Annotated in this window: 21 protein-coding genes; 16 read left to right on the plus strand and 5 right to left on the minus strand. The window is 50.4% G+C overall.

The genetic code is table 11. The features are described 5' to 3' along the window. Nucleotides 1-122: 122 nt before the first annotated feature. Nucleotides 123-4043: a NahK/ErcS family hybrid sensor histidine kinase/response regulator gene (locus tag XMG48_RS01965; RefSeq protein WP_173480378.1), complete on the minus strand. Its 3921-nt coding sequence runs from the start codon at nucleotides 4041-4043 to the stop codon at nucleotides 123-125. Nucleotides 4044-4323: 280 nt separating this feature from the next. On the opposite strand from XMG48_RS01965, the gene XMG48_RS01970 reads away from it, so the two are divergent. From XMG48_RS01970 to XMG48_RS02045, 16 genes are all read left to right on the plus strand, one after another. Further along, nucleotides 4324-4578, plus strand: coding sequence for a DUF4212 domain-containing protein (locus XMG48_RS01970; RefSeq protein WP_173480379.1), 255 nt, complete (start codon nucleotides 4324-4326; stop codon nucleotides 4576-4578). A gap of 10 nt (nucleotides 4579-4588) precedes the next feature. Further along, entirely contained in the window at nucleotides 4589-6304 is a 1716-nt protein-coding gene (locus tag XMG48_RS01975) for a sodium:solute symporter family protein (protein WP_173480380.1), read from the plus strand. 244 nt (nucleotides 6305-6548) lie between these two features. Then, nucleotides 6549-8375 carry a DUF294 nucleotidyltransferase-like domain-containing protein gene (locus XMG48_RS01980; protein ID WP_173480381.1) on the plus strand — a complete coding sequence of 609 codons (1827 nt, stop codon included), beginning with the start codon at nucleotides 6549-6551 and terminating at the stop codon, nucleotides 8373-8375. A gap of 40 nt (nucleotides 8376-8415) precedes the next feature. Beyond that, nucleotides 8416-9036, plus strand: a complete 621-nt coding sequence (locus XMG48_RS01985; RefSeq protein WP_173480382.1) for a 3'-5' exonuclease — start codon at nucleotides 8416-8418, stop codon at nucleotides 9034-9036. 79 nt (nucleotides 9037-9115) lie between these two features. Then, the gene (gene ccmA / locus XMG48_RS01990; protein ID WP_173480383.1) at nucleotides 9116-9766 is read left to right on the plus strand and encodes a cytochrome c biogenesis heme-transporting ATPase CcmA; all 651 of its coding nucleotides are present in this window, start codon (nucleotides 9116-9118) and stop codon (nucleotides 9764-9766) included. Beyond that, on the plus strand, nucleotides 9766-10446 hold the full coding sequence (gene ccmB, locus XMG48_RS01995; RefSeq protein WP_173480384.1) for a heme exporter protein CcmB: 681 nt from the start codon (nucleotides 9766-9768) through the stop codon (nucleotides 10444-10446). The genes ccmA and ccmB overlap by 1 nt, the downstream gene beginning before the upstream one ends. Nucleotides 10447-10451: 5 nt before the next feature. Next, complete coding sequence (gene ccmC / locus XMG48_RS02000) at nucleotides 10452-11201, plus strand: heme ABC transporter permease CcmC (RefSeq protein WP_173480385.1); 750 nt, start codon at nucleotides 10452-10454, stop codon at nucleotides 11199-11201. A gap of 55 nt (nucleotides 11202-11256) precedes the next feature. Further along, nucleotides 11257-11436 (plus strand): heme exporter protein CcmD, encoded by a 180-nt coding sequence (ccmD, locus tag XMG48_RS02005; RefSeq protein WP_173480386.1) that lies wholly within the window; start codon nucleotides 11257-11259, stop codon nucleotides 11434-11436. After that, a complete protein-coding gene (ccmE, locus tag XMG48_RS02010) occupies nucleotides 11433-11894 on the plus strand; it encodes a cytochrome c maturation protein CcmE (RefSeq protein ID WP_173480387.1) in 462 nt (153 codons plus the stop codon). Before ccmD ends, ccmE begins: the two co-directional genes overlap by 4 nt. Further along, entirely contained in the window at nucleotides 11891-13852 is a 1962-nt protein-coding gene (locus XMG48_RS02015; protein WP_173480388.1) for a heme lyase CcmF/NrfE family subunit, read from the plus strand. The genes ccmE and XMG48_RS02015 overlap by 4 nt, the downstream gene beginning before the upstream one ends. 9 nt (nucleotides 13853-13861) lie before the next feature. Beyond that, the gene (locus XMG48_RS02020) at nucleotides 13862-14395 is read left to right on the plus strand and encodes a DsbE family thiol:disulfide interchange protein (RefSeq protein ID WP_173480389.1); all 534 of its coding nucleotides are present in this window, start codon (nucleotides 13862-13864) and stop codon (nucleotides 14393-14395) included. Further along, complete coding sequence (locus XMG48_RS02025; protein WP_173480390.1) at nucleotides 14392-14853, plus strand: cytochrome c-type biogenesis protein; 462 nt, start codon at nucleotides 14392-14394, stop codon at nucleotides 14851-14853. The genes XMG48_RS02020 and XMG48_RS02025 overlap by 4 nt, the downstream gene beginning before the upstream one ends. Beyond that, a complete protein-coding gene (ccmI, locus tag XMG48_RS02030) occupies nucleotides 14853-16100 on the plus strand; it encodes a c-type cytochrome biogenesis protein CcmI (RefSeq protein ID WP_173480391.1) in 1248 nt (415 codons plus the stop codon). Before XMG48_RS02025 ends, ccmI begins: the two co-directional genes overlap by 1 nt. Nucleotides 16101-16146: 46 nt before the next feature. Then, nucleotides 16147-17730: a cell division protein ZipA gene (gene zipA, locus XMG48_RS02035; protein WP_173480392.1), complete on the plus strand. Its 1584-nt coding sequence runs from the start codon at nucleotides 16147-16149 to the stop codon at nucleotides 17728-17730. An 11-nt stretch (nucleotides 17731-17741) separates the two neighbouring features. Next, a complete protein-coding gene (gene ligA / locus XMG48_RS02040) occupies nucleotides 17742-20069 on the plus strand; it encodes an NAD-dependent DNA ligase LigA (RefSeq protein WP_173480393.1) in 2328 nt (775 codons plus the stop codon). Then, complete coding sequence (locus XMG48_RS02045; protein WP_371731417.1) at nucleotides 20069-20320, plus strand: YheU family protein; 252 nt, start codon at nucleotides 20069-20071, stop codon at nucleotides 20318-20320. The genes ligA and XMG48_RS02045 overlap by 1 nt, the downstream gene beginning before the upstream one ends. Nucleotides 20321-20365: 45 nt before the next feature. On the opposite strand, the gene mnmC is transcribed toward XMG48_RS02045, so the two are convergent. The 4 genes from mnmC to galU are packed head-to-tail and all read right to left on the minus strand — an operon-like array spanning nucleotide 20366 to nucleotide 26118. Then, a complete protein-coding gene (mnmC, locus tag XMG48_RS02050) occupies nucleotides 20366-22333 on the minus strand; it encodes a bifunctional tRNA (5-methylaminomethyl-2-thiouridine)(34)-methyltransferase MnmD/FAD-dependent 5-carboxymethylaminomethyl-2-thiouridine(34) oxidoreductase MnmC (RefSeq protein WP_173480394.1) in 1968 nt (655 codons plus the stop codon). A 15-nt stretch (nucleotides 22334-22348) separates the two neighbouring features. Then, nucleotides 22349-23614 carry a UDP-glucose/GDP-mannose dehydrogenase family protein gene (locus XMG48_RS02055; RefSeq protein ID WP_173480395.1) on the minus strand — a complete coding sequence of 422 codons (1266 nt, stop codon included), beginning with the start codon at nucleotides 23612-23614 and terminating at the stop codon, nucleotides 22349-22351. Further along, nucleotides 23611-25230 carry a glucose-6-phosphate isomerase gene (gene pgi / locus XMG48_RS02060; RefSeq protein WP_173480396.1) on the minus strand — a complete coding sequence of 540 codons (1620 nt, stop codon included), beginning with the start codon at nucleotides 25228-25230 and terminating at the stop codon, nucleotides 23611-23613. The genes XMG48_RS02055 and pgi overlap by 4 nt, the downstream gene beginning before the upstream one ends. A 9-nt stretch (nucleotides 25231-25239) precedes the next feature. Then, on the minus strand, nucleotides 25240-26118 hold the full coding sequence (gene galU / locus XMG48_RS02065) for a UTP--glucose-1-phosphate uridylyltransferase GalU (protein ID WP_173480397.1): 879 nt from the start codon (nucleotides 26116-26118) through the stop codon (nucleotides 25240-25242). Nucleotides 26119-26224: the final 106 nt, after the last annotated feature.

Below are 26224 nucleotides of genomic sequence, written 5' to 3' on the forward strand. Positions count from 1 at the left end.
TTGGGTCAGACCGGAGGTCAGACCCAGTTTTACTGTGTCAGGCTGAAGGCCAGACACCGCCATCAAAAAATCGCGGCCTTTTTAAGACCGCTCCAACAACTAGTTTAAGACCGCTTCAACAGCTATTTAGAGACGTTTTTGCTGATCAGCTGGCGTAGGGCGGCTGGTTTGACCGGTTTGTTCAGCAGTATCGCGCCATGCTCCGTTATCTCAGCTTTGACCTCGTCGGTTCGGTCGGCGGTGATGATGATCGCTGGTACATCACCTAGTCCCAATTCAGCTAACTCATTCAGTGCCATGATGCCGGTATCGGTCTCGCCGAGGTGGTAATCGACCAGCATGATGTCCGGTGTGAAAGAACCATCACTGCAGGTTTCAACAGCCGCTTGAATGGAGAGGGCGGTTCGTACTTCACAGCTCCAGCCAGTCAGTAGTGCGCTCATCCCCTCTAGGATCTTCGGTTCGTTATCGATCACCAATACGTTGACGCCGTTTAGGCCTTTCGATCGGATCCAGCCACGCTGTTGTGGTTTCTGTTTCACGGCAAGTGCTGGCTCGCCCAATGGAACATCAACACTAAAGACCGTGCCTTTGGTTGGCCAGGATCGAACATTCAGCTTATGCTTCAGCATCTTCGCGATACGTTCTGTAATCGCCAGGCCTAATCCGAGACCCTGTACCTCTGAGTGGCGTGGGTTGTCGATGCGACGAAACTCTTCAAAGACTTCAGAGATCTTATCCTCTGCAATGCCGACACCGGTATCCCATACTTCAATGCGGATAAACTTGTTGTGGTGGCGAACACCCAGCAGTACTCGACCCGAATTGGTGTAGCGGATCGCATTTGAGATGAAGTTCTGCAGAATACGACGCAGTAGCGTTTGATCTGAATGCACCACCGCTTTGCAGTCGATACTCTTGAATTTCAGCCCCTTCTTCTCCGCCATCGCGGTGAATTCAGTATCCAGGTTCGAGAAAACATTTTGGATAGAGAAATGCGTCATATTGGGCTCTAGCGCACCGGCATCCAGTTTGGATATGTCCAGAATGGCGGTAATTAACTCTTCCGCTGATCGCAGAGCACCATCCAAGTTATCAACCAACTGTGCGGTCTCGTTCTGGTGACTCTGTTGAGCCAGCGCCGAGGTGAAGAGGCGAGCAGCATTCAGTGGCTGCAGCAGGTCGTGGCTGGCCGCTGCAAGGAATCGTGTTTTACCTAAGTTAGCCGCTTCAGCGTCCGATTTGGCCTGGCGTAGCTCATCTTCCATTAACGCACGGACGGTGTTCTCTTTGCGCAGCTCTTTGTTGATCAGCGATACCGCTTGCGTTCGCTCTTCGACACGTTTTTCTAGGTTCTCATTGGTCTCTTGCAGAGCGATCTCGGCGTTACGGCGCTCTGTGATATCTTGATAAAGTGTGAAGTAACCTAAGATGTCACCGTATTCACCGACGTGTGGAATCATCGTCAGCTCGGCATAACGCAGGGAGTCGTCTTGTGTTGGTAAGCGTGCCTCAAATTTAACGCGTTCACCCTGAAGTACTCGTCTAAGGAATGGCTGGCGCAGTTCATACTGATCTTGTGCGAAGATTTGATGGCTTGGAGTTCCTGCAATGGTATGACGGTTAATACCAACGCCATCAGCAAAGGCTTTGTTAACGAATAGAAAGTTCTGTTCGGGGTCTAAGTAGCTGATCATGACCGGCACGTTGTCGGTGTAGACGCGGATGTTCTGCTCACTCTCACGCAGCGCGTCCTCGACACGCTTGTGCTCGGTAATGTCCATATAGGTATTGACGTAACCGCCATCCGGCATTGGGTTGCCTCGCACCTCAAGGACTTGTCCGTTAGGTCGGTAACGCTCAAACCCGTGCGGTTTACCAGAACGCAGAAGCTGCATGCGCTGTTCAACCTGTTCATCGATTGAGTTACCAGAGAACCCATACTCACCGTGGACTGCGTTGTACCGAATGATCTCTTCAATCGGTCTGCCGACAATAATGAGCTCTTCAGGGTAGTCGAACATGTCGATGAACTTTTGGTTCCATGCAACCAAACGATACTTCTGATCGACCACGCTGATACCAAGGGAAACGTTCTCAATGGTCGACTGTAGCAGGGATTTGTTGAACCGCAGTGCCTGTGATGCCTCATCAACAATCGCAACGACATCACCAATCTGCATGTCTTTACCGCGCAGTGTCGAGTCCATGACGATTCGAGCTGACGACGCACCGATAACACCTGCTAGCAAGCGTTCGATGTATTGGATCAGTTCGTTATCCGCTTTGACACCCGCTGGCAGTGGCTCCTCATCACGACTGCTCCAATACTCGTTCATCGCCTCTTGTGTGCGGCGAATGCCCAAGAAACGCTCTGCAAGCATCTGCAGGTCGCTGATGGTGACGGGTGTCGTCTGACGACCTGGCTCTGTTGTTTCGTCACGACGGCTATCGACATAGGCACTGGCTTGAATTCGATCCACCAGGCGGGCACGCGTTAGGTTGGAAACTAGATAGTAGGCCAAGATGTTAATGCCCAGAGACCAGATGACACCATGAGTCAGTGGGTTAATTCCTTGAATGCCAAACAGGGAGGTTGGTTGTAACCAAGTTGGAATGACACCGTCACGAATCAGCGTATCAGGAACTAAATTGGCGACTTCGAATACGGGGTAGACCAGCGTGTAGCACCAGAGTGCAAAGCCGCTGACTAAGCCGGCAATCGCACCGTTTCGGTTGCCCTCTTTCCAGTACAGTGCACCGATGATGCTGGGTAAGAATTGAATCGCAGCAACAAAGGCGAGCAGACCAAAGGAGGCGAGAGAACCCTGATCGCCCAAAATTCGGTAGTAGAAGTAACCCATTAATAGAAGCAGGAAGATGGTGATACGGCGCACACTTAACAGTAGTCGACCAAGATCTTTGCTCTCTGCAATACGAAGGCTTGGAATGCGCAGCAGAATCGGGATGACTATGTCGTTACAGACCATGGTTGCCAGAGTGATAGAGGCCACGATAACCATACTGGTCGCAGCTGACAGACCGCCGATAAAGGCAAAGGTTGCCAGTCCCGGGTAGCCCTGACTCAACGGTAAGGTCAGTACCCAAGAGTCCGGGTTAAGCGCGAAGGTTGGCAGTGAGATTGCGCCGGCCGAAGCGATAGGCAGTACAAATAGCGCTAGTAAAAAGAGGTAAGCGGGGAAGAGCCAGCGGGCGATTCTAAGGTTGTTGTGTTTGATGTTCTCGACAATGGTCACGTGGAACTGGCGTGGTAGACAGATGATCGCCCCACAGGCCAGCAGAATTTCAGTTAAGAAACTTCCCGCAAACAGTGAACCTGAAAAATTTGTCGAGTGCAGTTGCGATTGAACACTGGCAACGGTCTGCTCTACACCTCCATAAAACTCAAAGGTGACAAAGAAACCGACCGCTAGGAAGGCAGTCAATTTGATGACCGACTCAAACGCAACGGCTAACACCAAACCCTGATGGTGTTCAGTGGCATCGATATGGCGAGTACCAAACAGAATCGCAAACAGTGCCATTGTGAGCGCTACTACAAGGGCGGTATCACTACCTTTGCTCAGTGCCTCGGTCGCAGCAGGCGCAATCGCGTTGTAACTCACTGCAACCGCTTTCAGTTGAAGCGCTATGTAGGGAATGGTACCCAATACCGCTATGACTGTAACCAGAACGGCGATGGTTTGGCTTTTGCCGTAACGTGACGAGATAAAGTCGGAGATGGTAGTAATGTTCTGCTGTTTACTGACGCGACTGATCTTCTCAATAACCTGCCAGCCCAAAATGTAGACTATGACCGGCCCTAAATAGGTCGCCAGAAACTCCCAGCCAGTGCTATGGGCTCGTCCAACTGCGCCATAAAAAGTCCAAGATGAACAGTAAACCGCTAAGGAGAGTGAATAGATGATCGGGTTGCCCGCCCAGCTCTTTCCTGCACGACTTCTATCGCCTAAGTAAGCGATCGCAAAGAGTAGGCCAAGGTAGCCTAAAGCGATGAGTGTGACGGATAGACCTGACAGCATGGTGTAATTCCTAACAACAGTTGCCTGACATTCTAACGATTTGTGCTCTTGCTACCAAAAGTTTCAGTTCAATGTTTAAAAACAGTGTTTTTGATGTGTTTTTGGTTATAAAGGTATATCTAAAAGTTTGAAAAATCATTAAAATCAGCCACTTACTTAAGTCTCTGCGACTAAAGTTGCTCTCCTTTTAGGGAGATGGCTTAGGTATGATGATCATCAACTGTGGTAATCACAGCCTTTTTGTTTATAACAACAACTTGTAAAGGGATAGGTTATGTCAATGACCAAAGAAAATGCGCAGGCATACTGGGGTGAGAACCTTCGCATTATTATCACCTACTTGGCGATTTGGTTCGTCGTATCTTTCGGATGCGGTGTGCTATTCGTCGACGCTCTTGATCAAATCCAATTCTTCGGCTTCCCGCTAGGATTCTGGTTTGCTCAACAGGGTTCAATTTTTGTATTCGTCGCGTTGATCTGGGCATACGTGTCTAGCATGAACAAACTTGACGAAAAATATGACGTTCACGAGTAAGGAGTAAATCATGAGTCTTGACGCGTTAACGTTTCTATTTATAGGTGGCTCTTTCGCCCTTTACATTGGTATTGCGATCTGGGCACGTGCCGGATCAACTAAAGAATTCTACGTTGCAGGCGGTGGTGTACCACCAATCGCAAACGGTATGGCGACTGCTGCTGACTGGATGTCTGCTGCATCGTTCATCTCACTAGCGGGTATCGTATCGTTCATCGGTCGTGACGCATCTGCTTACCTAATGGGTTGGACAGGTGGTTACGTACTACTAGCGATGCTACTTGCACCTTACCTACGTAAGTTTGGTAAGTTCACAGTGCCTGACTTCATCGGTGACCGTTACTACAGCAACACTGCTCGTACGATTGCGGTTATCTGTACCATCATCATCTCGTTCACATACGTAGCTGGCCAGATGCGCGGCGTTGGTATCGTATTCTCACGTTACCTACACGTAGACATCAACACAGGTGTTGTGATCGGTATGGCGATCGTATTCTTCTACGCTGTACTAGGCGGTATGAAGGGTATTACTTACACTCAGGTCGCTCAGTACTGTGTATTGATCCTTGCATTCATGGTTCCTGCGATCTTCCTATCAGTTCAGGTAACTGGTCACTTCCTTCCACAGACTGCACTAGGTGCAACTCTGGAGAGCGGTCAGTCAGTACTTGCAACTCTGGATGCATTGTCTGTTGAACTAGGTTTTGCTCAGTACACTGCAGGCTCTAAAACTACGGTTGACCTATTCTTCATGACGGCTGCACTAATGTGTGGTACTGCAGGTCTTCCACACGTAATCGTTCGCTTCTTCACTGTACCTCGCGTAAAAGACGCTCGTGTATCAGCTGGTTGGGCGCTTATCTTCATCGCTATCCTTTACACATCTGTACCAGGTGTTGCGGGCTTCGGTCGCGTAAACCTAATCCAGACTGTAAACGGTACTGCTGAAACTGCAGCTTCTGGCGTTGCTAACACTGGTGTTAAATACGAAGACATCCCTGAGTGGTTCGCTCGTTGGGAAAACACTGGTCTTATCAAGTGGGAAGACAAGAACAACGATGGCGTTGTTTTCTACAGCAAAACAGATGCAAACGAGCTAACAGTTAACCGTGACATCATGGTACTTGCTAACCCAGAGATCGCTCAGCTTCCAGCTTGGGTAATCGCTCTAGTGGCAGCAGGTGCGGTGGCAGCGGCACTATCAACAGCAGCAGGTCTACTGTTGGTAATCTCGACATCGATCTCGCACGACTTGATGAAGAAAACCATTAATCCGAACATCACCGACAAGCAGGAGCTTCTATACGCACGTGGTGCAGCAGTCGTTGCGATTCTTGTAGCCGGTTACTTCGGTGTTAACCCTCCAGGCTTCGTAGCACAGGTAGTTGCATTGGCATTCGGTCTAGCAGCATGTTCTGTATTCCCTGCGATCCTAATGGGTATCTTCAGCAAGCGCATGAACACTCAAGGTGCAGTCGCTGGTATGGTCGTTGGTATCGTATCGACTATGGCTTACATCGTGTACTTCAAGTTCATGGGCGGCACTAAAGACGAAATGTGGTTTGGTATATCTCCAGAGGGCTTCGGTACTGTGGGTATGATCCTGAACTTCATCGTGGCTAAAGTTGTCTCTTCTATGACAGCTGAACCACCTGCTGAAATCCAGCAGATCGTTGAAGACATCCGTATCCCACGTGGTGCTGGCGCAGCTCAGTCTCACTAAGAGCTAGCTGACAATGAGAAAGGCGTCCTTCGGGGCGCCTTTTTTAATTGCCGATGGTGGCTTTGTATAGATGTCGGGGTTTGTCGCTGCGCGCCAATTCCCTCCTACAACCTAACTTTGTAGGAACGAATTTAGTAAAACTAAAACCGTGATGCTTTTTAGAAAAAGTTGATTTGAGTTCCTGCAATTTTTTCTAAAACGCGCAATACTCAACTGATTATTCGACGATCTAAGTGAGGGTCCAATGCCTGATTCTTTTAAGATGGGGAATCTCCCTTTTAGCCTGCTGACCGAGTCTGAACAGGAGTTTTTGCGCGCCAATCTTGATATCGGCTACTACCAGTCTGGTGAAGTGATCATCAAAGCGGGTGAGCAGTCAGAAGGTGTCTATGTGGTTTTTCGTGGACGCGTTGCAGAGAGTGAGCCTCAGGATGAAGGTGATGAGATGCTGCACGTCTTTATGCACTATGAGAATGAGGACTACTTTGGTGGTTGGTCCGCGATGCATGGCTCTGCGATTCATAACTTTACCGCTGAGGAGGAGACGATCTGTCATATCTTTTCGACGGAGATCCTGCTTGAACTCATCGACTCGAACCCCGGTTTTGCCGACTACTTTCAGCAAAATTTAGCTGCTAAATCAGAGATTGTGGCGCAGCAGGGCGAAGGTCAGGATATGGCTGAGTTTATGCTGGCCACGATAGAGGAGGCTGTGGTTCGTGACCCACTGATCGTTAACGAAGGAACCAGTATCAAAGAGTCGACTCAGTTGATGCGTGAGACTAAGTCGGATTCGGTCTTGGTTCGCCGAGGTGGCAGAATAGGTATGGTCACGGGTACCGATATTCTTAATGCCATCGTTCTTAATGATGGATCGGTCAATGAGGATGTTGCGACCATCGCGACCTATCGATTGATCACCTGTAAGCCGGATGATTTCCTTTTTAACGCATTGGTCATTATGACGCAGCAACAGATCGAGCGTGTGGTTGTCATGGAGGGAGATACCCTGGTTGGCGTGGTGCAACTGACCGACGTGCTCTCCTACTTCTCTAGTCATTCTCACGTGATTGGTCTGCGCCTCGAACGAGCTAGTACGATAGAGGATCTCAGAGAGGCAGCAACCGGTTTGAACAACCTAATCAAGGCGCTGATCTCTACCGGTGTCCGTATTCGCTTTACTATGGATCTGTTAGCGGCGATGAATAAACGGATCATCGCTAAGCTATTTGATCTGGTGGTGCCGGCCGATATGCAGCCTCACGTCTGCTTGATTGTGATGGGCTCTGAAGGCCGCGGTGAACAGATCATGAAGACGGACCAAGATAATGCGTTGATCTTCCGTAATGGCCTTAACTGGGCTGAAAAACGACAGACCATGCAGCGATTTAGTGAGACGTTGATCTCGTTTGGTTTTCCGCCTTGTCCCGGCAATATCATGGTATCTAACCCTGAGTGGATCAATTCAGTTGATGATTGGACCCAGAAACTGCAGGACTGGTCGATGAGTAGCGATCCCGAAGACCAGATGCGACTGGCGATAGCGGTGGATGCTAAACCGGTCGCGGGTAACGTGGCACTGTTTAAAGTGGCTCGAAATTGGTTCCTGCGTACTATGCGTAACAATGATCTGTTCTTCTCGCACTTTGCTAAGGCGGCGGTTGAGTTTGATACACCGTTAACCTTCTTTGGCAATTTAAAAGAGCGTGGAGAGTTGGATATCAAGAAGGGTGGGATCTTCCCCATTGTTCACGGCGTAAGAACCTTCGCACTCGAGCAGAGAATTCTTGCTACCAATACCTTTGAACGTCTCGAGGCGTTAGTTGAAGCAGGTGTGATGCAAGATAGCGTCTCTAAAGATATCTCAGAAGCCCTAGGTCTGTTTGTGAATATTCGTCTGCGTCAGCAGATCCGTCGTGCTGAGCAGGCAGAGGACGGTATTGACCCAACGCCTAATATCATTGAGTTGCAACAATTGAATAAAATGGATAGAGAGTTGTTAAGGGATGCTCTGTTAGTCGTGAAAAGCTTTAAGAAATCACTAACGTCCCGATTCCATCTGTCAAGCTAAGCTGAATATTGCTTCTGAACCAAAAGGATATTGGTTAAACATGATATTGCCTCGTGCTATACGCAAATTTAAAGACAAACGTGCGGTTAAAGATCCGCGTTGGGTCTCTCTTTTTGATCAGTATGAGGGTGATGAGGTTGTCTCGTTAGATTGTGAGACAACCAGTCTTGATGTCAGCGAGGCATCAATCCTGTCGATTGGCGCCGTCAAAATTAAAGGCAAACGCGTAAAGACCAGTGATCGTCTTGATATTAAATTGAAACCACCGGCTGATTTGACGGCTGAATCGATCAAAATCCATAAAATCCGCGCAGCCGATCTGGCCGACGGTGTCTCCATTGAGGAGGCGCTGGAGCAGGTGTTGGAGTTTGTCGGTAATCGCCCCATCCTTGGCTACTACGTCAACTACGATATTCGCATGCTCGATAAGTTCTTGCGTCCTGCGTTTGGCTTTGGTCTTCCTAACAAGGCGATCGAGCTGTCGCACGTCTATCACGACATCATCAAATGGCGTCACGTTGGGGGTGATGTCGACCTGCGGTTCGACACCATTGCTGACAAATTGAATATGCCAATGATTCAACGTCATACGGCATTAGGTGACGCAATATCAGTGGCGTTGATGTATGTCCGTCTCAAGCACGGCGATACTCCGCTTTAACTGCTATCTCCACCTGACTACAGATGGTAATAAGTTTATAATTTCGTGAATTGTAATTTGCTAACCTTTTGGAGTCTTTGTGGCGCAGGCGCTTTTAACAGCCCAATCCCTATTTTGTGAGCGTGATGATCGTATTCTGTTCGATCAGCTACAGCTGACTGTCTCCGAAGGTGAAATCTGGCAGGTCGAAGGACGTAATGGCTCCGGTAAAACGACGCTGCTGAGTATTTTGTGTGGTCTCAGCTCCCATTATGAAGGTGAGCTCTATTGGCGCGGTGAGCCAATGGATGAGGTGCGTGAGCAGTTCCTATCAGAACTTCTATACATAGGTCACCAAGCCGGTGTCAGTGCCATGCTGACGGCAGAGGAGAATCTGCATTGGCAGTGCGCATTACACCCCTCGCTGGACGCTAGTCGAGCGCAACAAGCTCTTGAAAGAGTTGGTTTGAAAGGGTTTGAAGATGTGCCTGCGCATCAGCTGTCCGCCGGTCAGAAGCGTCGTATCGCACTGGCGAAACTCTATATGAGCAGAGCGAAACTCTGGATACTCGATGAGCCGTTTACAGCAATTGATAAAATTGGTGTGGCAGCGAAAGAGGCGTTAATGGTGGAACATATTCAAGCGGGTGGCAGTGTCATTATGACCACTCACCAGGATCTTAGTGCAGAGATTCCTCTGCATACAATCAATGTTGAACACTTCGCCTCGTCTCAACGGGAGTGGTTATAATGAGTTCCACTCTACAGCTGTTTAAGCAGACTTTTAAGCGTGATCTTACGCTCGCGTTTCGTCGCAAAAGCGAACTGGTGAATCCGCTGATCTTCTTTTTAATTGTCGCATCACTCTTTCCAATTGGTGTTAGCCCAGAGCCGAATTTTCTCTCTCAGCTAGCCCCCGGTCTGGTCTGGGTAGCGGCTCTGTTGGCAACACTGTTGTCGATGGAGACCCTGTTTAAATCGGACTACGAAGATGGCTCGTTAGAGCAGTTGCTGCTATCACCCCAGCCAGTATTTTTAGTGGTGCTATCCAAAGTGTTGGCACACTGGTTACTATCAGGTTTGGCGTTGACTTTAGTGGCACCCCTTTTGGGTGTGATGCTGTTCTTGCCTTCAGAGGGGATGCCCGGGTTGATGCTCAGTCTGTTGTTGGGCACTCCAACGCTGTCACTGATTGGTGCGATCGGTGCGGCACTGACGGTGGGTCTGCGTCGTGGTGGCGTGTTGATCTCTCTGTTGGTTTTGCCTTTGTATATTCCGGTGCTCATTTTTGGCTCTAGCGCCGTACAAGCAGCAGTAACAGGTTTGCCCCTAGATGGTTATTTGGCGCTGTTGGGGGCTATGTTGGCATTAGCATTGGCATTGGCGCCTATTGCAGCCGGTGCGGCATTACGAATTTCAGTGAGTGGATAAAAGTTATGGCTAGTAGTTGGTTACCTCGTTGGTTCTATCAGTTGGCATCACCTCGTTGGTGTTACTCTATCACCGGTAAATTGATTCCATGGTTTGCGGCCATTGGTGGTCTTTTGTTTGTTATTGGTCTTGTGTGGGGGCTAGCGTTTGCGCCATCGGATTATCAGCAGGGCAATAGCTTCCGCATTATCTATCTGCATGTGCCGACGGCGATTCTGGCGCAGAGCTTCTATATGTTGATGGCGATTGCCGGTGCAATTGGTCTGATTTGGAAGATGAAAGTGGCTGACATGGTGGCTAAATCTGTGGCGCCACTGGGTGCTGCGCTCGCTGTGTTAGCTCTAGCAACCGGTGCTATTTGGGGTAAGCCTACTTGGGGCTCTTGGTGGGTTTGGGATGCGCGTTTAACCTCAATGTTAGTGCTTCTATTCCTCTACTTGGGGGTGATGGCGCTCAACTCGGCCATTGAGAGTGAAACCACCGCCGCTAAGTCGACTGCTGTATTGGCTTTAGTGGGTCTGGTCAATATTCCGATCATTAAATACTCGGTGGAGTGGTGGAACACACTGCATCAGCCAGCCACTTTTAAAATCACAGAGAAACCGGCCATGCCCGCTGAGATGTGGATGCCACTTCTGGTGATGGTGATCGCCCTTTATCTGGTGTTTGGTCTTGCGATGATGTTGCGTCTTCGTAATGAGATTTTAACTCGCGAACGCCGTGCCGGCTGGGTAAAAGAGCTTCTCGGTAGTTAAGGTTTGCGTCAGAAAATGACACTACCTTACAGCCAACTCAAAATTTAGGTGAACTATGGCGTTTGAAACCTTTGCAGATTTTTTAAATATGGGCGGTCATGGCCTGTATGTCTGGTTAAGTTATGGGCTGGGTCTGCTGACCATCGCGCTCTGCCTTTATCTGCCCATTATTCAAGGCCGCGAGACTCGTCGTTCTCTTCGCCGCCGCATTCAACGTGAAAGTGTTAAGTCATGAATCCAAAACGAAAAAAGCGATTAATTATTGTCCTTATGATTGTGTTTGGCGCCAGTGCAGCGATCGGTCTGACGATGTATGCACTGAGTCAAAACATTAATCTATTCTATTCACCCACTCAGATTGCCAAGGGTGAAGCCCCTGCTGATACCCGTATTCGTGCCGGTGGCATGGTCGTTGAAGGCAGTGTGAAACGCGATCCAAACTCGTTGCGTGTTACCTTTGAAGTGACTGACTACGAGAACAAGGTTGCCATTGAATACAGTGGCATTCTTCCGGATCTGTTCCGTGAAGGACAGGGTATTGTTGCGCAGGGTAAACTTGACGCCTCTGGCACACTTCAAGCCGTTGAAGTACTTGCGAAGCATGACGAAAACTACATGCCGCCTGAAGTGGCAGAAGCGTTAGAGAAGAGCGGTAAGATGCCGATGCCTTCCAAAGAGGAGTTCAACAAGTGATTGCCGAACTGGGAACCTACTCTCTAATCTTAGCCATGTTTTTAAGCATTCTGCTGTCGGTTGTTCCGATGGTAGGTGCTCAGCGTTCGAGCCTGTTGTTAGTCAGCTACGCTCGCCCGCTGACGATCGGTGTGACTTTTTTTGTTGCTCTGGCCTTTGCTTTTCTGGTCTACGCCTTCTTAACCAACGACTTCAGTGTTGAGTACGTTGCCAATAACTCCAATACGGCTCTACCTTGGTACTACCGTGTCAGTGCTGTCTGGGGTGGTCATGAGGGGTCTCTTCTCCTTTGGGTGCTGACCCTTGCTGGCTGGACTTTGGCTGTTGCTCTGAAGAGTAAAGCGTTGCCCTTGGACATCATAGGTCGCGTTTTAGGTGTGTTAGGCATCATTACGACCGGTTTTCTGTCGTTCGTCATCTTTACCTCAAGCCCGTTCGAGCGTCTTTTACCTCGTTCTCCGGCACAGGGTGCAGACCTTAACCCACTGCTTCAAGATTTTGGTTTGATTGTTCACCCTCCAATGCTCTACATGGGCTATGTTGGCTTCTCAGTTGCGTTTGCCTTTGCTATTGCGGCCCTGTTGAGCGGACGTATGGATGCCGCTTGGGCACGCTGGTCACGTCCATGGACGAACGTTGCTTGGGCATTCCTGACGCTGGGTATTGCACTAGGCAGTTGGTGGGCCTACTACGAACTTGGTTGGGGCGGCTGGTGGTTCTGGGATCCAGTCGAAAACGCGTCATTGATGCCGTGGCTAGTTGGCACTGCATTGATTCACAGCCTGGCAGTCACTGAAAAACGTGGTGTCTTCAAAAGCTGGACGCTACTGCTTGCGATCTTTGCCTTCTCGCTCAGCCTGTTAGGAACCTTCTTAGTTCGTTCCGGCGTTCTGACCTCGGTGCATGCCTTTGCATCGGATCCAGCACGAGGTTTCTACATTCTGGTGATGCTTGCAGTGGCCATTGGGGGTTCCCTTCTGCTCTACGGCATTCGTGCCGCTCAGGTGAAGAGTGACTCTAGCTTTACCTTGGTCTCGCGTGAAACTCTGCTGTTGGTCAACAACGTTCTACTGACAGTCATCGCATTCACTGTGCTACTAGGCACCCTCTATCCTCTGCTAATTGATGCTCTGGGCATGGGTAAAATGTCGGTTGGACCTCCCTACTTCAATGCTTTGACGGTTCCTCTAGGCGCTCTGCTGATGGTGGCTCTGGGTGTCGGCGCGCTGGTGCGCTGGCGTCAAACTGATGCATCTCAACTGCTCAAACGTCTGATCGGTCCTTTAGTGCTTGCCGTCGTCTTTGGCGTCGCAACCATGATGATTCGTGGTGGCGAGGGTTGGGATCACTGGACTTATGTGGGCATTATCTTGGCCTACTGGATCGTCTTCTGTGCACTGGTCGATCTATACGATCGTGCCGGTAAGCGTTCAGGTTCACTCTTTGCCTCTCTGAAGAAACTACCTCGTGCTTACTGGGGTATGCATTTGGCACACTTGGGTATGGCAGTGCTTGCGGTGGGTATCGCGATGGTCTCAGCGTTTACTGAACATCGTGATCTGCGTATGGCGCCCGGTGATCGCCAAGAGGTTGGACAATATGTCTTTGAATTTAAAGGTATCGAGCACGTTGAAGGACCTAACTACACCTCTGACAAGGGTGTCATCAACGTCTACCAGGATGGTCAACTCTACGAAGTCATGACACCCGAGAAGCGTCTCTATACTGCCCGTGGCAACGTGATGACCGAAGCGTCGATTGATGCGGGTCTATTCAGAGATCTCTATGTGGCACTGGGTGAGCCTCTAGAGGATGGTGCTTGGGCGATTCGTCTGCAGTTTAAGCCCTATGTTCGCTGGCTCTGGTTGGGCGGTCTGTTGATGACTTTTGGCGGTTTCCTTGCGGCGATGGACAAACGTTACCGTAAGATGTCGCAGCGCGATGCGAAATTGGCCTAAGGAGTCGTCATGAAGAAACTGTTTCTATTTGCACCGCTGGCGCTCTTTATCGGTTTAGGCTTCTTTCTTTGGAAGGGTCTATACCTAGACCCGCGTGAACTGCCATCGGCACTGTTGAACAAGCCGATGCCTGAGTTTGAGTTGACCTCTGTTACTGATCCAAGTCGCAAGCTGACGGTGGACGATTTTAAAGGCGATATCGCACTGGTTAATGTCTGGGCTACTTGGTGTCCCACCTGCAAAGAGGAGCACGCCTTCCTTAATCAGTTGGCCAGCCAGGGTGTCACCATTTATGGCATCAACTATAAAGACGATTTAACCAAAGCGAATGATTGGTTACGTCGCTATCTAGACCCTTACAAAGAGGTTGTTTTTGACCCCCAAGGTCGTCTCGGATTGGATCTAGGGGTCTACGGTGCTCCAGAGACCTACGTGATCGATCAGCAGGGTGTTATTCGTTACCGTCATGTTGGTGCGGTGGATGCAACAGTTTGGCAGGATCTCTCGTCCGTCATTGAGACGATCAAGGGTGAAGCTTCATGATTCGCGCACTGTTTCTGTTGGTTCTATTGTCGAGCTCCAGCTTCGCAGCCATTGATACCCACAACTTCAAATCAGTGGAAGATGAGAAGCGTTTTCATGCTTTAGCGGCTGAACTGCGTTGCCCTAAGTGTCAAAACCAGAATATTGCCGATTCGGACTCCCCCATCGCAAAAGACCTACGCACCGAGGTGTTTCGCATGATCGATGAGGGGGCTGAAGATGAGTCGATTATCGATTTTATGGTGACTCGCTACGGGGAATTTGTTCTCTACCGCCCCAAAATGAACAGTCAGACTTGGTTGCTATGGAATGGGCCGTTTTTAGTATTGGGCTTTGGTGTGTTAGTGATTTTAGCGGTTGTATGGCAGCGCCGTTCGCGTCGAAAAGTGAGCGAGGCAGCGCTAAGCTCTGATGATCAGGCACGTCTCGATGCGCTTTTAAAACAGGATAAAGAGTAATGTTGTATTTGTGGTTGGGTATTGCGCTGTTATCGGTCGTAGCAATTCTGTTTGTTATCTACCCGGTTTGGAAACAGTTCAAAGATAAAGTCGATACGGTCGTTACCTCTGACCCGCAACGCGATAACGTCGAAGTCTTTAAAGATCGTCTTCAGGAGTTGGAGCAAGAGGTCGCATCGGGATCATTGTCACAAGAGGACTTTGCCGTTCTTAAAACAGAGCTTGAAAAGAACTTGCTGATTGATGCCAGTACGGAGAGTCGTTCGCTCAGCTCTGAATCGATCTCAACTAAACAGTTTATGGCAGCCTCTTTTATCGCGTTAGTGGTGGTGGTTGCTTCATTAGGACTTTACGCCAAAGTGGGTAGTGCACCGGCGCTAGAAGTGGCACTGAACATGTCTGAGGATCCTTTTGATGGTCGTCAGCCCACGCTGCAAGAAGCGATTGATCAGCTGCGTAAAGAGCTGGAGCTACAACCCGCAAACCCAGAAGGATGGTATCTGTTAGCCAGCACTCTGATGGGCCAGCAAGATTATCAGGGTGCGCTGGAGGCTTATCAAAATACCTTAGCCTACCTCACACCTCAGGATGTTCAGTATGCGACGGTGATGGGGCAGTTGGCACAGTCTATGTTCTTCGTTGCCGGTGGCATGACGCCTGAAGTTCGTGACCAAGTTGATAAAACGCTAGCGGCGGAACCGTTTGAAATCACAGCACTAGGCATTTTGGGAATCGATGCCTTTGAGCGTAAGGCCTATCGCGATGCGATTGGCTTCTGGTCAAAAGCGCTGATTAATGCCGATGGTGCTTCCGCTCAGTCGTTACAGAACGGTGTTGAGCGAGCTCGAAATGAGTTAATCGCCTTGGGTGAAGATGTCAGCGATATCGAAATGCCCGCGATGGCGGCAATACCCGTAAAAGTTTCAGTGGCTGCTGAACTGCTCACTAATGTACCAGCAGAGACGCCAGTCTTCATTGTTGCGCGTCCTTTAGAGGGTGGTATGCCACTGGCAGGTGTGCGTTTAACGGCGGCCGATTTGCCGGTTGAGTTGGTGTTAAGTGATGCCAATGCGATGACACCTCAAGCCCGTCTATCGGGTTATGAGACCGTTTCAGTCAGCGCCCGAATCAGTCTTAGTGGAGATGTGACGCCACAGCCTGGCGATATGATTGCGGAAATCACTGATATACCTACAAAAGGTTTGTCTCAACCACTAGAAATAGTGGTCTCTGAAGTTGTAAAGTAGGGGTTTACAAAAAGCATAAATTTCAGCGGTTCAAGGATAGCGTTTAATGGAGTTAAGAGATTGGTTGATGGCGGCAGGTGCCGTGCTGATTCTGCTTATCCTTGTCGATGGATGGCGACGTATCAGCGGTGGCTCCAATCGAATCCGCATGAAGATCGATCCCTCCTCTGAATCGACTGACACTGATGAAATTGCCGATAAACATAATCCTGAACTGCCTAACGGGGGTGCTCGAGTAAAGCGCAAAGTTGAGCGCCCCGATATCGATGCCTTAATGGCAGCCGAAGCTCAGCAAGCCAGTCAAACTGAAGACCCACTTGATAGTCTAACGGCGCAGCCTGAACAATCCTCTGTTGAAGCTGAGCCAGTGATTGATGACCCTCTCGCTGATCTTCGAGTCGATGATCTTGAGCCCGATCCATTTGATAGCCTATCGGATGAAGGTATCGTATCGGCTCCTCGCAAAACCAATCTTAAGCCCAGTGAGCCGACGCTCTCTATTGACAGCCCTGAGTCTGAGAACAGCCCTGAGCTTGAGAGCAGTCCTGAGCCTGTAAGTAGCCTTGAGCTTGAGAACAGTCCTGAGCCTGAAGATAGCACTGAGCCTGAAGAAACGCTTGAGCAACCCATCGAAGAAGCCGTTCTAGAAGAGTCTGTCCAAGAAGAGGCAATCCAAGAGGAAGCCGTTCAGGAAGAGCCCGCAGCACCTGAAGTTGAAATTGCTGACGAGTCACCTGAAGAGGCGCTTGAACAAGAGATTACAGTCGAACAGACTGCAGAGCCAGAGCCAGAGCCAGAGCCAGAGCCAGAGCCTGAACCCGTTGCAGAACAACCTGTCGGTCACGTCGATGACCTATTTGGTCTAGATCTAGATCGCCCAATTCATGAGTTGGTCGATGCGGGCGCCAAAAAAGAGAAGCCAGTTCGTAAACGCAAATCACCTGTCAAAAAGCCCGAACCAGAGACCAGTGAGTTCGATCAGCTTCTTGAGCCTAATGTAGATGCCGTTGATGAACCGCTTGAGGATATTGAATCACTGGTGAGCTCGCTGCCAGAGATCGAAGAGCCTGAGCTGAACGACCAGAGTGATGCTATGCAGGACTCCGAGACTCAAGAGGCTGCAGTCGCCGCTGCATCTCCATCGACCGGACGACAGTTCCGTGAACTTGATCTCAGTGATCCAGAAACCCGCTTAGTTGTCTTTGTCGTTGCACCTAAGGGTGGCTCGCTATCGGGTGCTCATATTCAAACCGTGGTTGAGCGCTGTGGTATGGAGTTTGGTCAGATGGATCTTTTCCATCGTTACGAAGACAACAGTGATCACTCACCGATTCAATTTACCATGAGTGATGTGGGTGAACCTGGCTCATTCAACATAGAGACCTTGGCTGAACATGAGACGCCTGCGGTCACCTTCTTTATGTCGATGACCGAACCACGTGATCCTTCCTACGCGGTTGATTGCATGTTGGCCACGGCGGAGACGTTGGCTAAGGCACTGGGCGGTGAGATGCTCGACAGTGATCGTTCAGTGATGCGCCCACAAACTCAAGAGCACTATCGTGAGTTGGTGAAGGCCTACAAGCTTCGTTCACGCGCTAAGAGCCGTCGTACTCGCAAATCCAAATAAGTCCAAACCTTATGTCGATTGAACAACAGATTCTGGAGCTCAGAGAGCAGCTCCAACAGCACGCCTATCGCTATTATGTACTCGATGATCCCTCGGTCACGGATGCTGAGTATGACCATCTCTATCGCCAGCTTGAATCACTCGAAGCAGACCACCCTGAGTTAGTCACCGCGGATTCGCCAACACAACGTGTCGGCGCTAAACCCGAGGGTGGCTTCGCCGAGGTGGTGCACGAGATCCCTATGCTGAGTCTGAGCAACCAGTTCAATCGTGATGAGGTTCATGCATTCTACCGTCGTGCTCAAGAGGGGTTGGAGAGTGATGCCTCTCTGGCGATTACGCTTGAACCAAAACTGGATGGTCTGGCCGTCAGCGTCCTCTATGAGAACGGCATGTTGGTTCGAGCAGCGACCCGTGGAGATGGCTCTACCGGTGAGGATATCACCAGCAACGTACGCACCATTCAAAGTGTCCCTCTGAAATTGATGGGAGCGGGTTGGCCAGAGCGTATTGAAGTGCGTGGCGAGGTCTATATGCCGCGGGCTGGGTTTGAAGCGCTCAATCAACAGGCTCGTGAGACGGGTCAAAAGAGCTTTGTGAATCCGCGTAATGCTGCAGCAGGCAGCCTGCGTCAGCTCGACCCATCGATTACCGCCAGTCGTCCTTTGACCTTCTGCTGTTATGGAACGGGCGTTGGTTCCGATGAGCTGCCTGATAGTTACTATGAGACCTTGCAGTTAATTAATAGCTGGGGCCTCAAGATCAGTGATCAAATCGCTCGTGTTGAGGGCGCGGATGCCTGTTTCGACTACATCGAGGCTCTGGGTGCTAAACGTGACGCTCTCCCTTATGACATAGATGGCGTGGTATTGAAGTGCGATTCGCGAGAGGTGCAAGAGACCCTAGGTTTCCGCTCACGTGATCCTCGCTGGGCTACGGCGTTTAAGTACCCTGCCCAAGAGGAGGTGACACAGCTTCTCGATGTTGATTTCCAAGTTGGCCGTACAGGTGCTGTGACCCCTGTTGCTCGTTTAGAACCCGTATTCGTCGGTGGAGTCACGGTCAGTAATGCCACCCTACACAACATGGACGAGATCGCGCGACTGGATGCGAAAGTAGGGGATTGGGTTGTTATTCGCCGCGCAGGTGATGTTATTCCGCAAATCGTCAAAGTGGCAACCGATCGTCGCACCGGTGATGAACAACCGATTGCTATCCCTTCTGCTTGTCCTGTGTGTGGCTCTGAGGTGGAGCGTGTGCAGCTCGTTAAGCGCAGCAAAGGACAGGAGCAGAAGGTCGAAGGTTCGGTCTACCGTTGTGTTGGGCGCCTCAGTTGCAGTGCCCAGTTGAAGCAGGCGTTGATCCACTTCGTCTCTCGTAAAGCGCTCGATATTGATGGTCTGGGCGACAAGGCGATTGAACAACTGGTGGATCGTGAGCTGGTTAAATCACCTGCGGATCTGTTTAGACTGACCAAAGATCAGGTGTTAACCCTAGAGGGATATGCTGAGCTGTCAGCGCAAAACCTGATCGATGCGGTCGGTCAGTCTAAAACCATCTCTCTAGCTCGCTTTATCTATGCCCTCGGTATTCCTGAAGTAGGGGAAGAGACGGCTCGAACTTTAGCGCTAAGTTTGGGGACGCTTGAACGAATTCGTCAGGCGCAGTCTCGTACGTTGACCCTTCTTCCAGATATTGGTCTGGAAGTAGCCCATGAGATTACCCACTTTATGGCGGAGGAACATAACCAGAAGGTTCTGGATGATCTCCTGTCGTTAGGCATTCAACTGGAAGAGCAGGAGCAGATTGCCGCCAAGCTGCAGGCCAGTGTCAGCTTTGCTGAGCTGATTGAGGGGTCTAACATTAAAGGTGTAGCAGCGACCGGTGCTAAGGCTTTGGCAGCCCATTTTGAAACAGTCGAAGCGCTTTTGGCTGCAGATGAAGATGCGCTTAAAGCTGTGCCTAAATTGAGTAGTCGTGCGGCAGCTGGCGTCCTAGAAGCGATCCAAGATGAGACTTGGTGCCAACAGTTGCAGCGTTTTGAAACGCAGCTGATTGAGTTCGGTATGCATTGGTACTCTGAGAGAAGGGTCAGCGACGCCAGTGCGCCATTAGAAGGGCAGACTTGGGTGCTTACTGGTACGCTTGAAACTATGGGACGCAGTGAAGCGAAAGCGCTTCTTCAAGAGATGGGTGCGAAGGTCTCTGGCAGTGTCTCGTCCAAAACGGATGCGGTGGTCGCAGGACCCGGTGCTGGGTCCAAATTGGCCAAAGCAGAGCAGTTGGGCATCCGCGTGCTAGATGAAAATGAATTTAACCAGTTGTTAGGAAGAGTGTAGTGATTGTTCCAGCGAATATGCTTTCGGATGATGCCCTACGTGGCATGATCGAAGAGTTTGTTACCCGTGATGGGACAGACTACGGTGAACAGGAAGTGAGTCTTGAAGAGCGTGTCGAAGAGGTGAGAGAGCAGATCCTTACCGGTAAAGCGCTGATCATGTTCGACAGTAAAACCGAGACCACAACCATTATCCCTGCTGAAGATCTTGCCAAGATTCAGCAGCAGAACGCAGAGCAAGCCTCAGAATAAGCGATTAGCTGATTAAACCTGGCTCAAGCTTACTAGCGGTTCGCATTAGCCTTTTGAATGAGCCGCTCTAATCAGATCGCGGATCGCAAATCGCTGTGGCGATAAGATATCCACCAACTCCTGCTCTAAGGGGTAGGGCTGGTGGGTGATTTGCGCGGCAATGATCTCCGCTGCGATAGGGCAGGTGATCAACCCTTTAGAGCCATGCCCCACACTGACATAGAGCCCCTCAAGCCAAGGCGCTGTGTCATTGAACTCTGTACTGGCATCGACACTTAAGCGCTGGTACTGCTCAACCAATTTCTCTGTATCACACAAAGCCCCGACCATCGGCAGGTAGTCGCGAGTCCCTGCTCGCTGCGATGCTCGTCCAGAGAGTTCTCTGTTTTGCACCGATTCAGACAGCTCAGGCAGCGCCCGTTCAAGAAGATCTAAGTTGTGTTGGTGCTCTGCCTGTTTCAGATCCTGACTAGTGTCATTCACCTTAAATGAGGCGCCAAAACAGTACTGTCCATTCAGAGCCGGTGAAATGTACCCCTCACCGCACACCACGGTTTTTAAGTTCGGTGTCTCTTCGGATGAGCACCAGCTGGTCTGGCCACGAATAGGCTTCAGATCAAGCTTCGCTAACCCTGTTAGTAGCTCTGTCTCATACGCACTGCAGATAACCACCTGTGAATAGGCTTCACCGTTGATTAGCCATTGGCTGCCGTCACGCTCAAGGGTTTCAATGGGGCAGTTAAAGTGGCTGCGAACATTGTCATGTTTGAGTAGATAGTCGACCAGTTTAGGAGGCGATGCCCAACCCGCGTCTGGAAAATAGAGTGCTGAATGTTCTGTGACGGTACCTGCCAGTTCAGACGCCTCTTCTGCAGATACCCGTTTAACCAGCGATTCAGGGTAGTTGTTTGCTTCGATCAACTTCTGCTGCAGTTTTTGATCTTTTTCACTGACAGCGAGCTGTAACACCCCACACAGATCGGCGTGCTGTTGGTCATCAAGGTTTAATGCCTTGAGTTGATTGACGGTGAACTGCAGGCCGTTGGCGTGGACGCGGGATGCCGCAGTCGGCACCGCCGGTAACTTGGCATAGAGCGCCCCTTGTGGGTTACCGGAGCCGCCCGTTGCGGGTTTCGGTGCTCGCTCATAGAGATCAACCTCTATGCCCCGCTCAGCTAATGCGTGAGCAACGCTAGCACCGGCAAGCCCAGCCCCGATGACAGCGCAGTTTTTGCCTCTCTCTTGAGCAGTCGGGCGAGCTAACCATGGCTTAGTCTGCGACTGTGAATCTCTGGCCTGAATAAATTGGCCGTGAATCATCTCTCGCTTTCGGCCGAATCCAGGAATCTTTTTGATCTCAAAACCCACCGATTGCAGGCCTCGTTTAACGATGCCGGCAGAAGTAAAAGTCGCAAAACTGGTGTTCTCACTGCTCAATCTGGCCAGCTGTTTAAACAGACCTTCGTGCCACATCTCAGGGTTTTTTGACGGAGCGAACCCATCTAAGAACCATGCATCCACTCTGGCGTCGATCTGCGACAGTTGTTGGGCTGCATCGCCGAATAGGAGCCATAACTGAATTCTCCCGTTGTCGAAGCTTAATTGGTGAAACCCAGGTAGAGCAGCAGGCCATAGCCTCACCAGTTGATCAACGCCCTCTGCGAACGGCTCTTTTGCACCAATGGGTGTCAATGCGCGCTTAAGATCAGCGAGGCGCATTGGGTACTTTTCACAACTGATGAAGTGCAGTGTTTGCTGCGGTTTAGCCGTCGTTAAAAAATGGTGACGAGCTACTAGGAAATTAAGTCCGGTACCAAATCCGGTTTCACCAATGGTGAACATTGGCTTGTCGAGTGATGCTAGTCTCTCTGGAAGCTGATTGGATTGAATGAACACATGCTCAGTTTCGGCGATACCATCTTCAACACTGAAGTAGATATCACCAAACTGAGTCGACTCGGGTTGTTCGTCACGCCAGTTCAGCTGGGCGTGTTCAATCTTTTTATCGGTCACAGCAACCTTTTGAAATTAGGCGTTGGTTAAACAGCTGCGTCCCATACAGTAGTAGGTAATTCCCGCTGATTGGACGCGGTTTGGATCATACAGATTGCGCCCATCAATGATAAGAGGATTCTCTAACTGAGAGGCGATGCGATTGAAGTCGGGTGATGCATACTCTGGCCAAGCCGTCAGTACCAATAGCGCATCGGCGCCCTCACAAGCATCGTAGTTATGCGTCATCAGTTGTATCTGCTGGTTGCCTGGATAGCGCGCAGCCAGTGTCTGTAGCGCTTCAGGATCATGGATCTGAAGTTTTGCCCCTTGCGCCAACAGTGCATCAATGACGCGCAGTGCGGGTGAGGTCTCAACGTCGGCTACACCTGGCTTGAACGCGACGCCCCAGATAGCAAAGGTCTTGTTACTCAGGTCACACTGATAGTGTTGCCACAGCGTTCTAAATGGCCACTCTTTATTGACCTCATTCTGCTGCAGTAGGGTATCGACAAAGACAGAGCCCTTCTGTTCACTGAGCAGTGTTGATAGTCCTTCTAGATATTGGGTGAACTGCTGACCACCAAATCCAGAGCCTGGTTGCAGGTAGTGGCTACCGATACGCACATCGGTCGTCATGCCACGGCGAATCGCATCAATATCGATACCCAGTTGATCGCACAGTCCCGCCATCTCGTTGATGTAGCCTAGACGGAGCGCCAAGATACCGGTGATCGCATACTTAACGAACTCGGCCTCACGGCGTGTCATGCGTTGAATGGCTCTCTGCCCTAGGTGGAAGGGGCGTAACAGGCTTAGCAGTAGATCTGTTGCTACCTCGTGCTCACTGCCGATCAGTAGAGCCTGAGGGTTGGCAAACTGCTGCATCGCTTGGCCTGCTTGCAATACATCGGGGAAGTAGACGACGTACTGCCCTTTGCTCTCATCCAGCATCGACTGCAGCTCATCGCTGGCGCCAACCCCAAAGTTACTCTGGTTAATCAGAAGCAGAGGTTTGTCAGATTCGGCTAAACGCTCGACCAGCGTTTTCGCTTCATCGAAAGCGCTCGACTCCATGGCTATCCAGTGAACATCGGACTCTAGGGCTTTATGAGGGTCGATAATCAGACGCTGATTAAACTCGGCTGCTTGGATGCTGGTCAGAAGTCCTGGCTCAGATCGCAGGTGGCTCTCAATGGGTTCGTTATCGGCGACCGCGTGGTAGATGTCATTACCATAGGCAGCCAATTGCGCACGGGCAATCCATGCGCTGAGTTCGTGTCCCCAAACGCTGATCTTCATTGTCCGTTACCTCGCAAATTTTGAATCTCATTCAGAAGTCCCTCGGTAGCCGGGTCGTACTGATGGTCGGCACTTTGGTTGAGTGCAGTAATTAGATCGTTCGCCACTTTTTTACCCAGCTCAACACCCCACTGGTCAAATGGGTTGATGCCCCAGATAACTGCTTGGACGTAGACCTTGTGTTCATAGAGGGCAATCAGGCTGCCTAAGTTGTAAGGCGTTAGCTCATCCAGCATCAGAACCGTGCTGGGCTGGTTGCCGAAGTAGCGTTGCCAGGCTGGACGCTCAACACCATCGGTCAGCGCTGCATCGCCTAGCGCAAGCACTCGAGCTTGAGCTAAACAGTTGGCCAGTGCCAGTTGGTGCTGCTCTTGCAGTGAGCTCTCACGATCGACGTAGCGGCGTGCAGGGACAATAAAGTCACACATCACACGCTCAGTACCCTGGTGAAGAAGCTGGTAAAACGCATGCTGTGCATTCGGGCCAATTTCACCCCAAAGAATCGGACAGGTACGCTGTGCAATCGAGTTTCCATCAATGCCAACACTCTTGCCGTTACTCTCCATCTCCAACTGCTCTAGATAAGCGGGAAGATGGGCTAATCGACCGTCATACGGCAAGATCGCATGGGCATGAATGTCCTGGAAGTTGATGTTCCAGATACCGATCAGCGCCAGAAGAACCGGAAGGTTATAGGCAAACTCCGCCTCTTCGAAATGTTTGTCCATGCTGTGTGCACCAGCCAGCAGATCACGGAAGCCCTGCATCCCTATGCTGATAGCAATCGGTAGGCCGATCGCGGACCAGAGCGAGTAGCGCCCGCCGGTCCACTCCCAAAACTCAAGCAGTGTCTCTTCAGAAAGGCCCCAAGCGACGGCTTTTTCAGGAGCAGCAGTGACCCCAATAAAGTGCTGCTTGATCAGCAGCTCACGATTTAGACCGCTACGCTCTTGTAGCCAATCCACCGCAGTTGCCGCGTTAGCTAGCGTATCAATGGTGCCAAAGGATTTAGACGACAGAACAAATAGAGTGGTTTCAGAATCCAGCTCGAGCAAAAGATTCGAGAGCTGACTGCCATCCATAGAGGAGACAAAGTGCAAACCGATGTTCAATGACGCTTCTGGTCGGAACTGGTGGGTCGCTTCACACACCATCAACGGCCCAAGATCAGAGCCCCCGACACCGATGTTGACAACGTCGGTGATCGGTTTCCCCGTGTAGCCACGCCACTGCCCCTGATGGATCTGGTCAACAAACTGCTCCATGCGATCCAAGGTTTTGTGAACATCACTGACAACATCTTGGTCATCGACTCGGAGCTGTGCACTTTTAGGAAGACGAAGGGCAGAGTGAAGCGCCGCTCTGTCTTCTGTGTTGTTGACGTGCTCACCTTGTAACAGCGCTTTGATGGCTGACGGAAGCTGCTTCTCGTCGGCCAGTGCAAGTAGCTCATTCATCACCTGAGCATCAATGCGCTGACGACTGAGGTCCATCAACATCCCTTCATGTCGGAACGAGAGTGATTCAAAGCGTTGATCGGTATCGATCAATTCACGAAGATGCTGTGCACTCAGGCGTGCAGCTGATTGTTCCAGTTTCGACCAAGCTTGAGTCATATCGACCTCTTAGAGTTGCTTCTTAGCTAGGAAGTCACGCATCGCATCAGCGGTTTCAGGGTGCTTCAAACCGAATGCAAGGTTAGCTTGTAGAAGACCCGCTTTGTTACCACAGTCATAGACGGTGCCGCGCATGCTGAAGGCCTCCATTGTTGATTCTGATAGTAGCTCAAGCATCGCATCGGTCAGTTGGATTTCGCCGCCGGCACCGGGTTGTGTCGTCTTCAACAGCTCCATCACACGGTTAGGCAGAATGTAACGACCGACAATCGCTTGGTTTGATGGCGCTTGATCGACGGGTGGTTTCTCAACCATGCCATGAATTGGGGCGCCTGTGCCGGCGGTCAACTGTTGGCCGCCGCAATCAACGATACCGTAACGATCCACATGTTCCTGTGGTACGCCCTCTACCATGATCTGGCCAGAACCGTTTTTCTGGTAACGTTTCACCATCTCAGAGAAGTCGCTGGCAAGACCCTCATCGTCAATCACCATATCGGGCAGCATGACGGCAAAGTCCTCTGAACCAATGACGTGGGCAGCACACAACACCGCATGCCCCAAACCTTTTGCACTAGGTTGGCGCACAGAGATGACCTCGATGCCCTTTGGTAGTGAGTTCTCTACCGCATTCAAAAGAGCAGTCTTATTCTTAAGGGCAAGCATCTGCTCTAGCTCGTAGTTGGCATCGAAATGGTTTTCGATCGACTCTTTGCCAGATCGAGTTACTAGAACAATCTGGCGAAATCCTGCGCGTGCAGCCTCTTCCACAACGTGTTGGATAACTGGTTTATCGACGACGGGCAGCATCTCTTTCGGAATAGCTTTAGAGGCTGGAAGAACTCGAGTACCTAGGCCGGCAACGGGGATGATCACTTTAGAGAGCATTGAATTTCCTTAATTAATAAATCTACTTTATAGGTATAACTGTCATTATAAGCATAAAAGCACGACAATTTTCTTACATGTGCTATTACTTAATAGTCGACTGCTA

It is taken from the genome of Marinobacterium sp. xm-g-48 (assembly GCF_013282925.1).
Classification (GTDB): domain Bacteria; phylum Pseudomonadota; class Gammaproteobacteria; order Pseudomonadales; family Balneatricaceae; genus Marinobacterium_E.

Excerpts from the sequence above, each read along its gene's own strand:
- ccmI (WP_173480391.1), top strand. The coding sequence starts at position 14,853 with ATGTTGTATTTGTGGTTGGGTATTGCGCTGTTATCGGTCGTAGCAATT.
- XMG48_RS01980 (WP_173480381.1), top strand. The coding sequence starts at position 6,549 with ATGCCTGATTCTTTTAAGATGGGGAATCTCCCTTTTAGCCTGCTGACC.
- ligA (WP_173480393.1), top strand. The coding sequence starts at position 17,742 with ATGTCGATTGAACAACAGATTCTGGAGCTCAGAGAGCAGCTCCAACAG.
- XMG48_RS01975 (WP_173480380.1), top strand. The coding sequence starts at position 4,589 with ATGAGTCTTGACGCGTTAACGTTTCTATTTATAGGTGGCTCTTTCGCC.
- XMG48_RS01965 (WP_173480378.1), bottom strand. The coding sequence starts at position 4,043 with ATGCTGTCAGGTCTATCCGTCACACTCATCGCTTTAGGCTACCTTGGC.
- ccmE (WP_173480387.1), top strand. The coding sequence starts at position 11,433 with ATGAATCCAAAACGAAAAAAGCGATTAATTATTGTCCTTATGATTGTG.
- ccmD (WP_173480386.1), top strand. The coding sequence starts at position 11,257 with ATGGCGTTTGAAACCTTTGCAGATTTTTTAAATATGGGCGGTCATGGC.
- XMG48_RS02055 (WP_173480395.1), bottom strand. The coding sequence starts at position 23,614 with ATGAAGATCAGCGTTTGGGGACACGAACTCAGCGCATGGATTGCCCGT.
- zipA (WP_173480392.1), top strand. The coding sequence starts at position 16,147 with ATGGAGTTAAGAGATTGGTTGATGGCGGCAGGTGCCGTGCTGATTCTG.
- XMG48_RS02025 (WP_173480390.1), top strand. The coding sequence starts at position 14,392 with ATGATTCGCGCACTGTTTCTGTTGGTTCTATTGTCGAGCTCCAGCTTC.
- galU (WP_173480397.1), bottom strand. The coding sequence starts at position 26,118 with ATGCTCTCTAAAGTGATCATCCCCGTTGCCGGCCTAGGTACTCGAGTT.
- XMG48_RS01985 (WP_173480382.1), top strand. The coding sequence starts at position 8,416 with ATGATATTGCCTCGTGCTATACGCAAATTTAAAGACAAACGTGCGGTT.
- pgi (WP_173480396.1), bottom strand. The coding sequence starts at position 25,230 with ATGACTCAAGCTTGGTCGAAACTGGAACAATCAGCTGCACGCCTGAGT.
- XMG48_RS02020 (WP_173480389.1), top strand. The coding sequence starts at position 13,862 with ATGAAGAAACTGTTTCTATTTGCACCGCTGGCGCTCTTTATCGGTTTA.
- ccmB (WP_173480384.1), top strand. The coding sequence starts at position 9,766 with ATGAGTTCCACTCTACAGCTGTTTAAGCAGACTTTTAAGCGTGATCTT.
- XMG48_RS01970 (WP_173480379.1), top strand. The coding sequence starts at position 4,324 with ATGACCAAAGAAAATGCGCAGGCATACTGGGGTGAGAACCTTCGCATT.
- ccmC (WP_173480385.1), top strand. The coding sequence starts at position 10,452 with ATGGCTAGTAGTTGGTTACCTCGTTGGTTCTATCAGTTGGCATCACCT.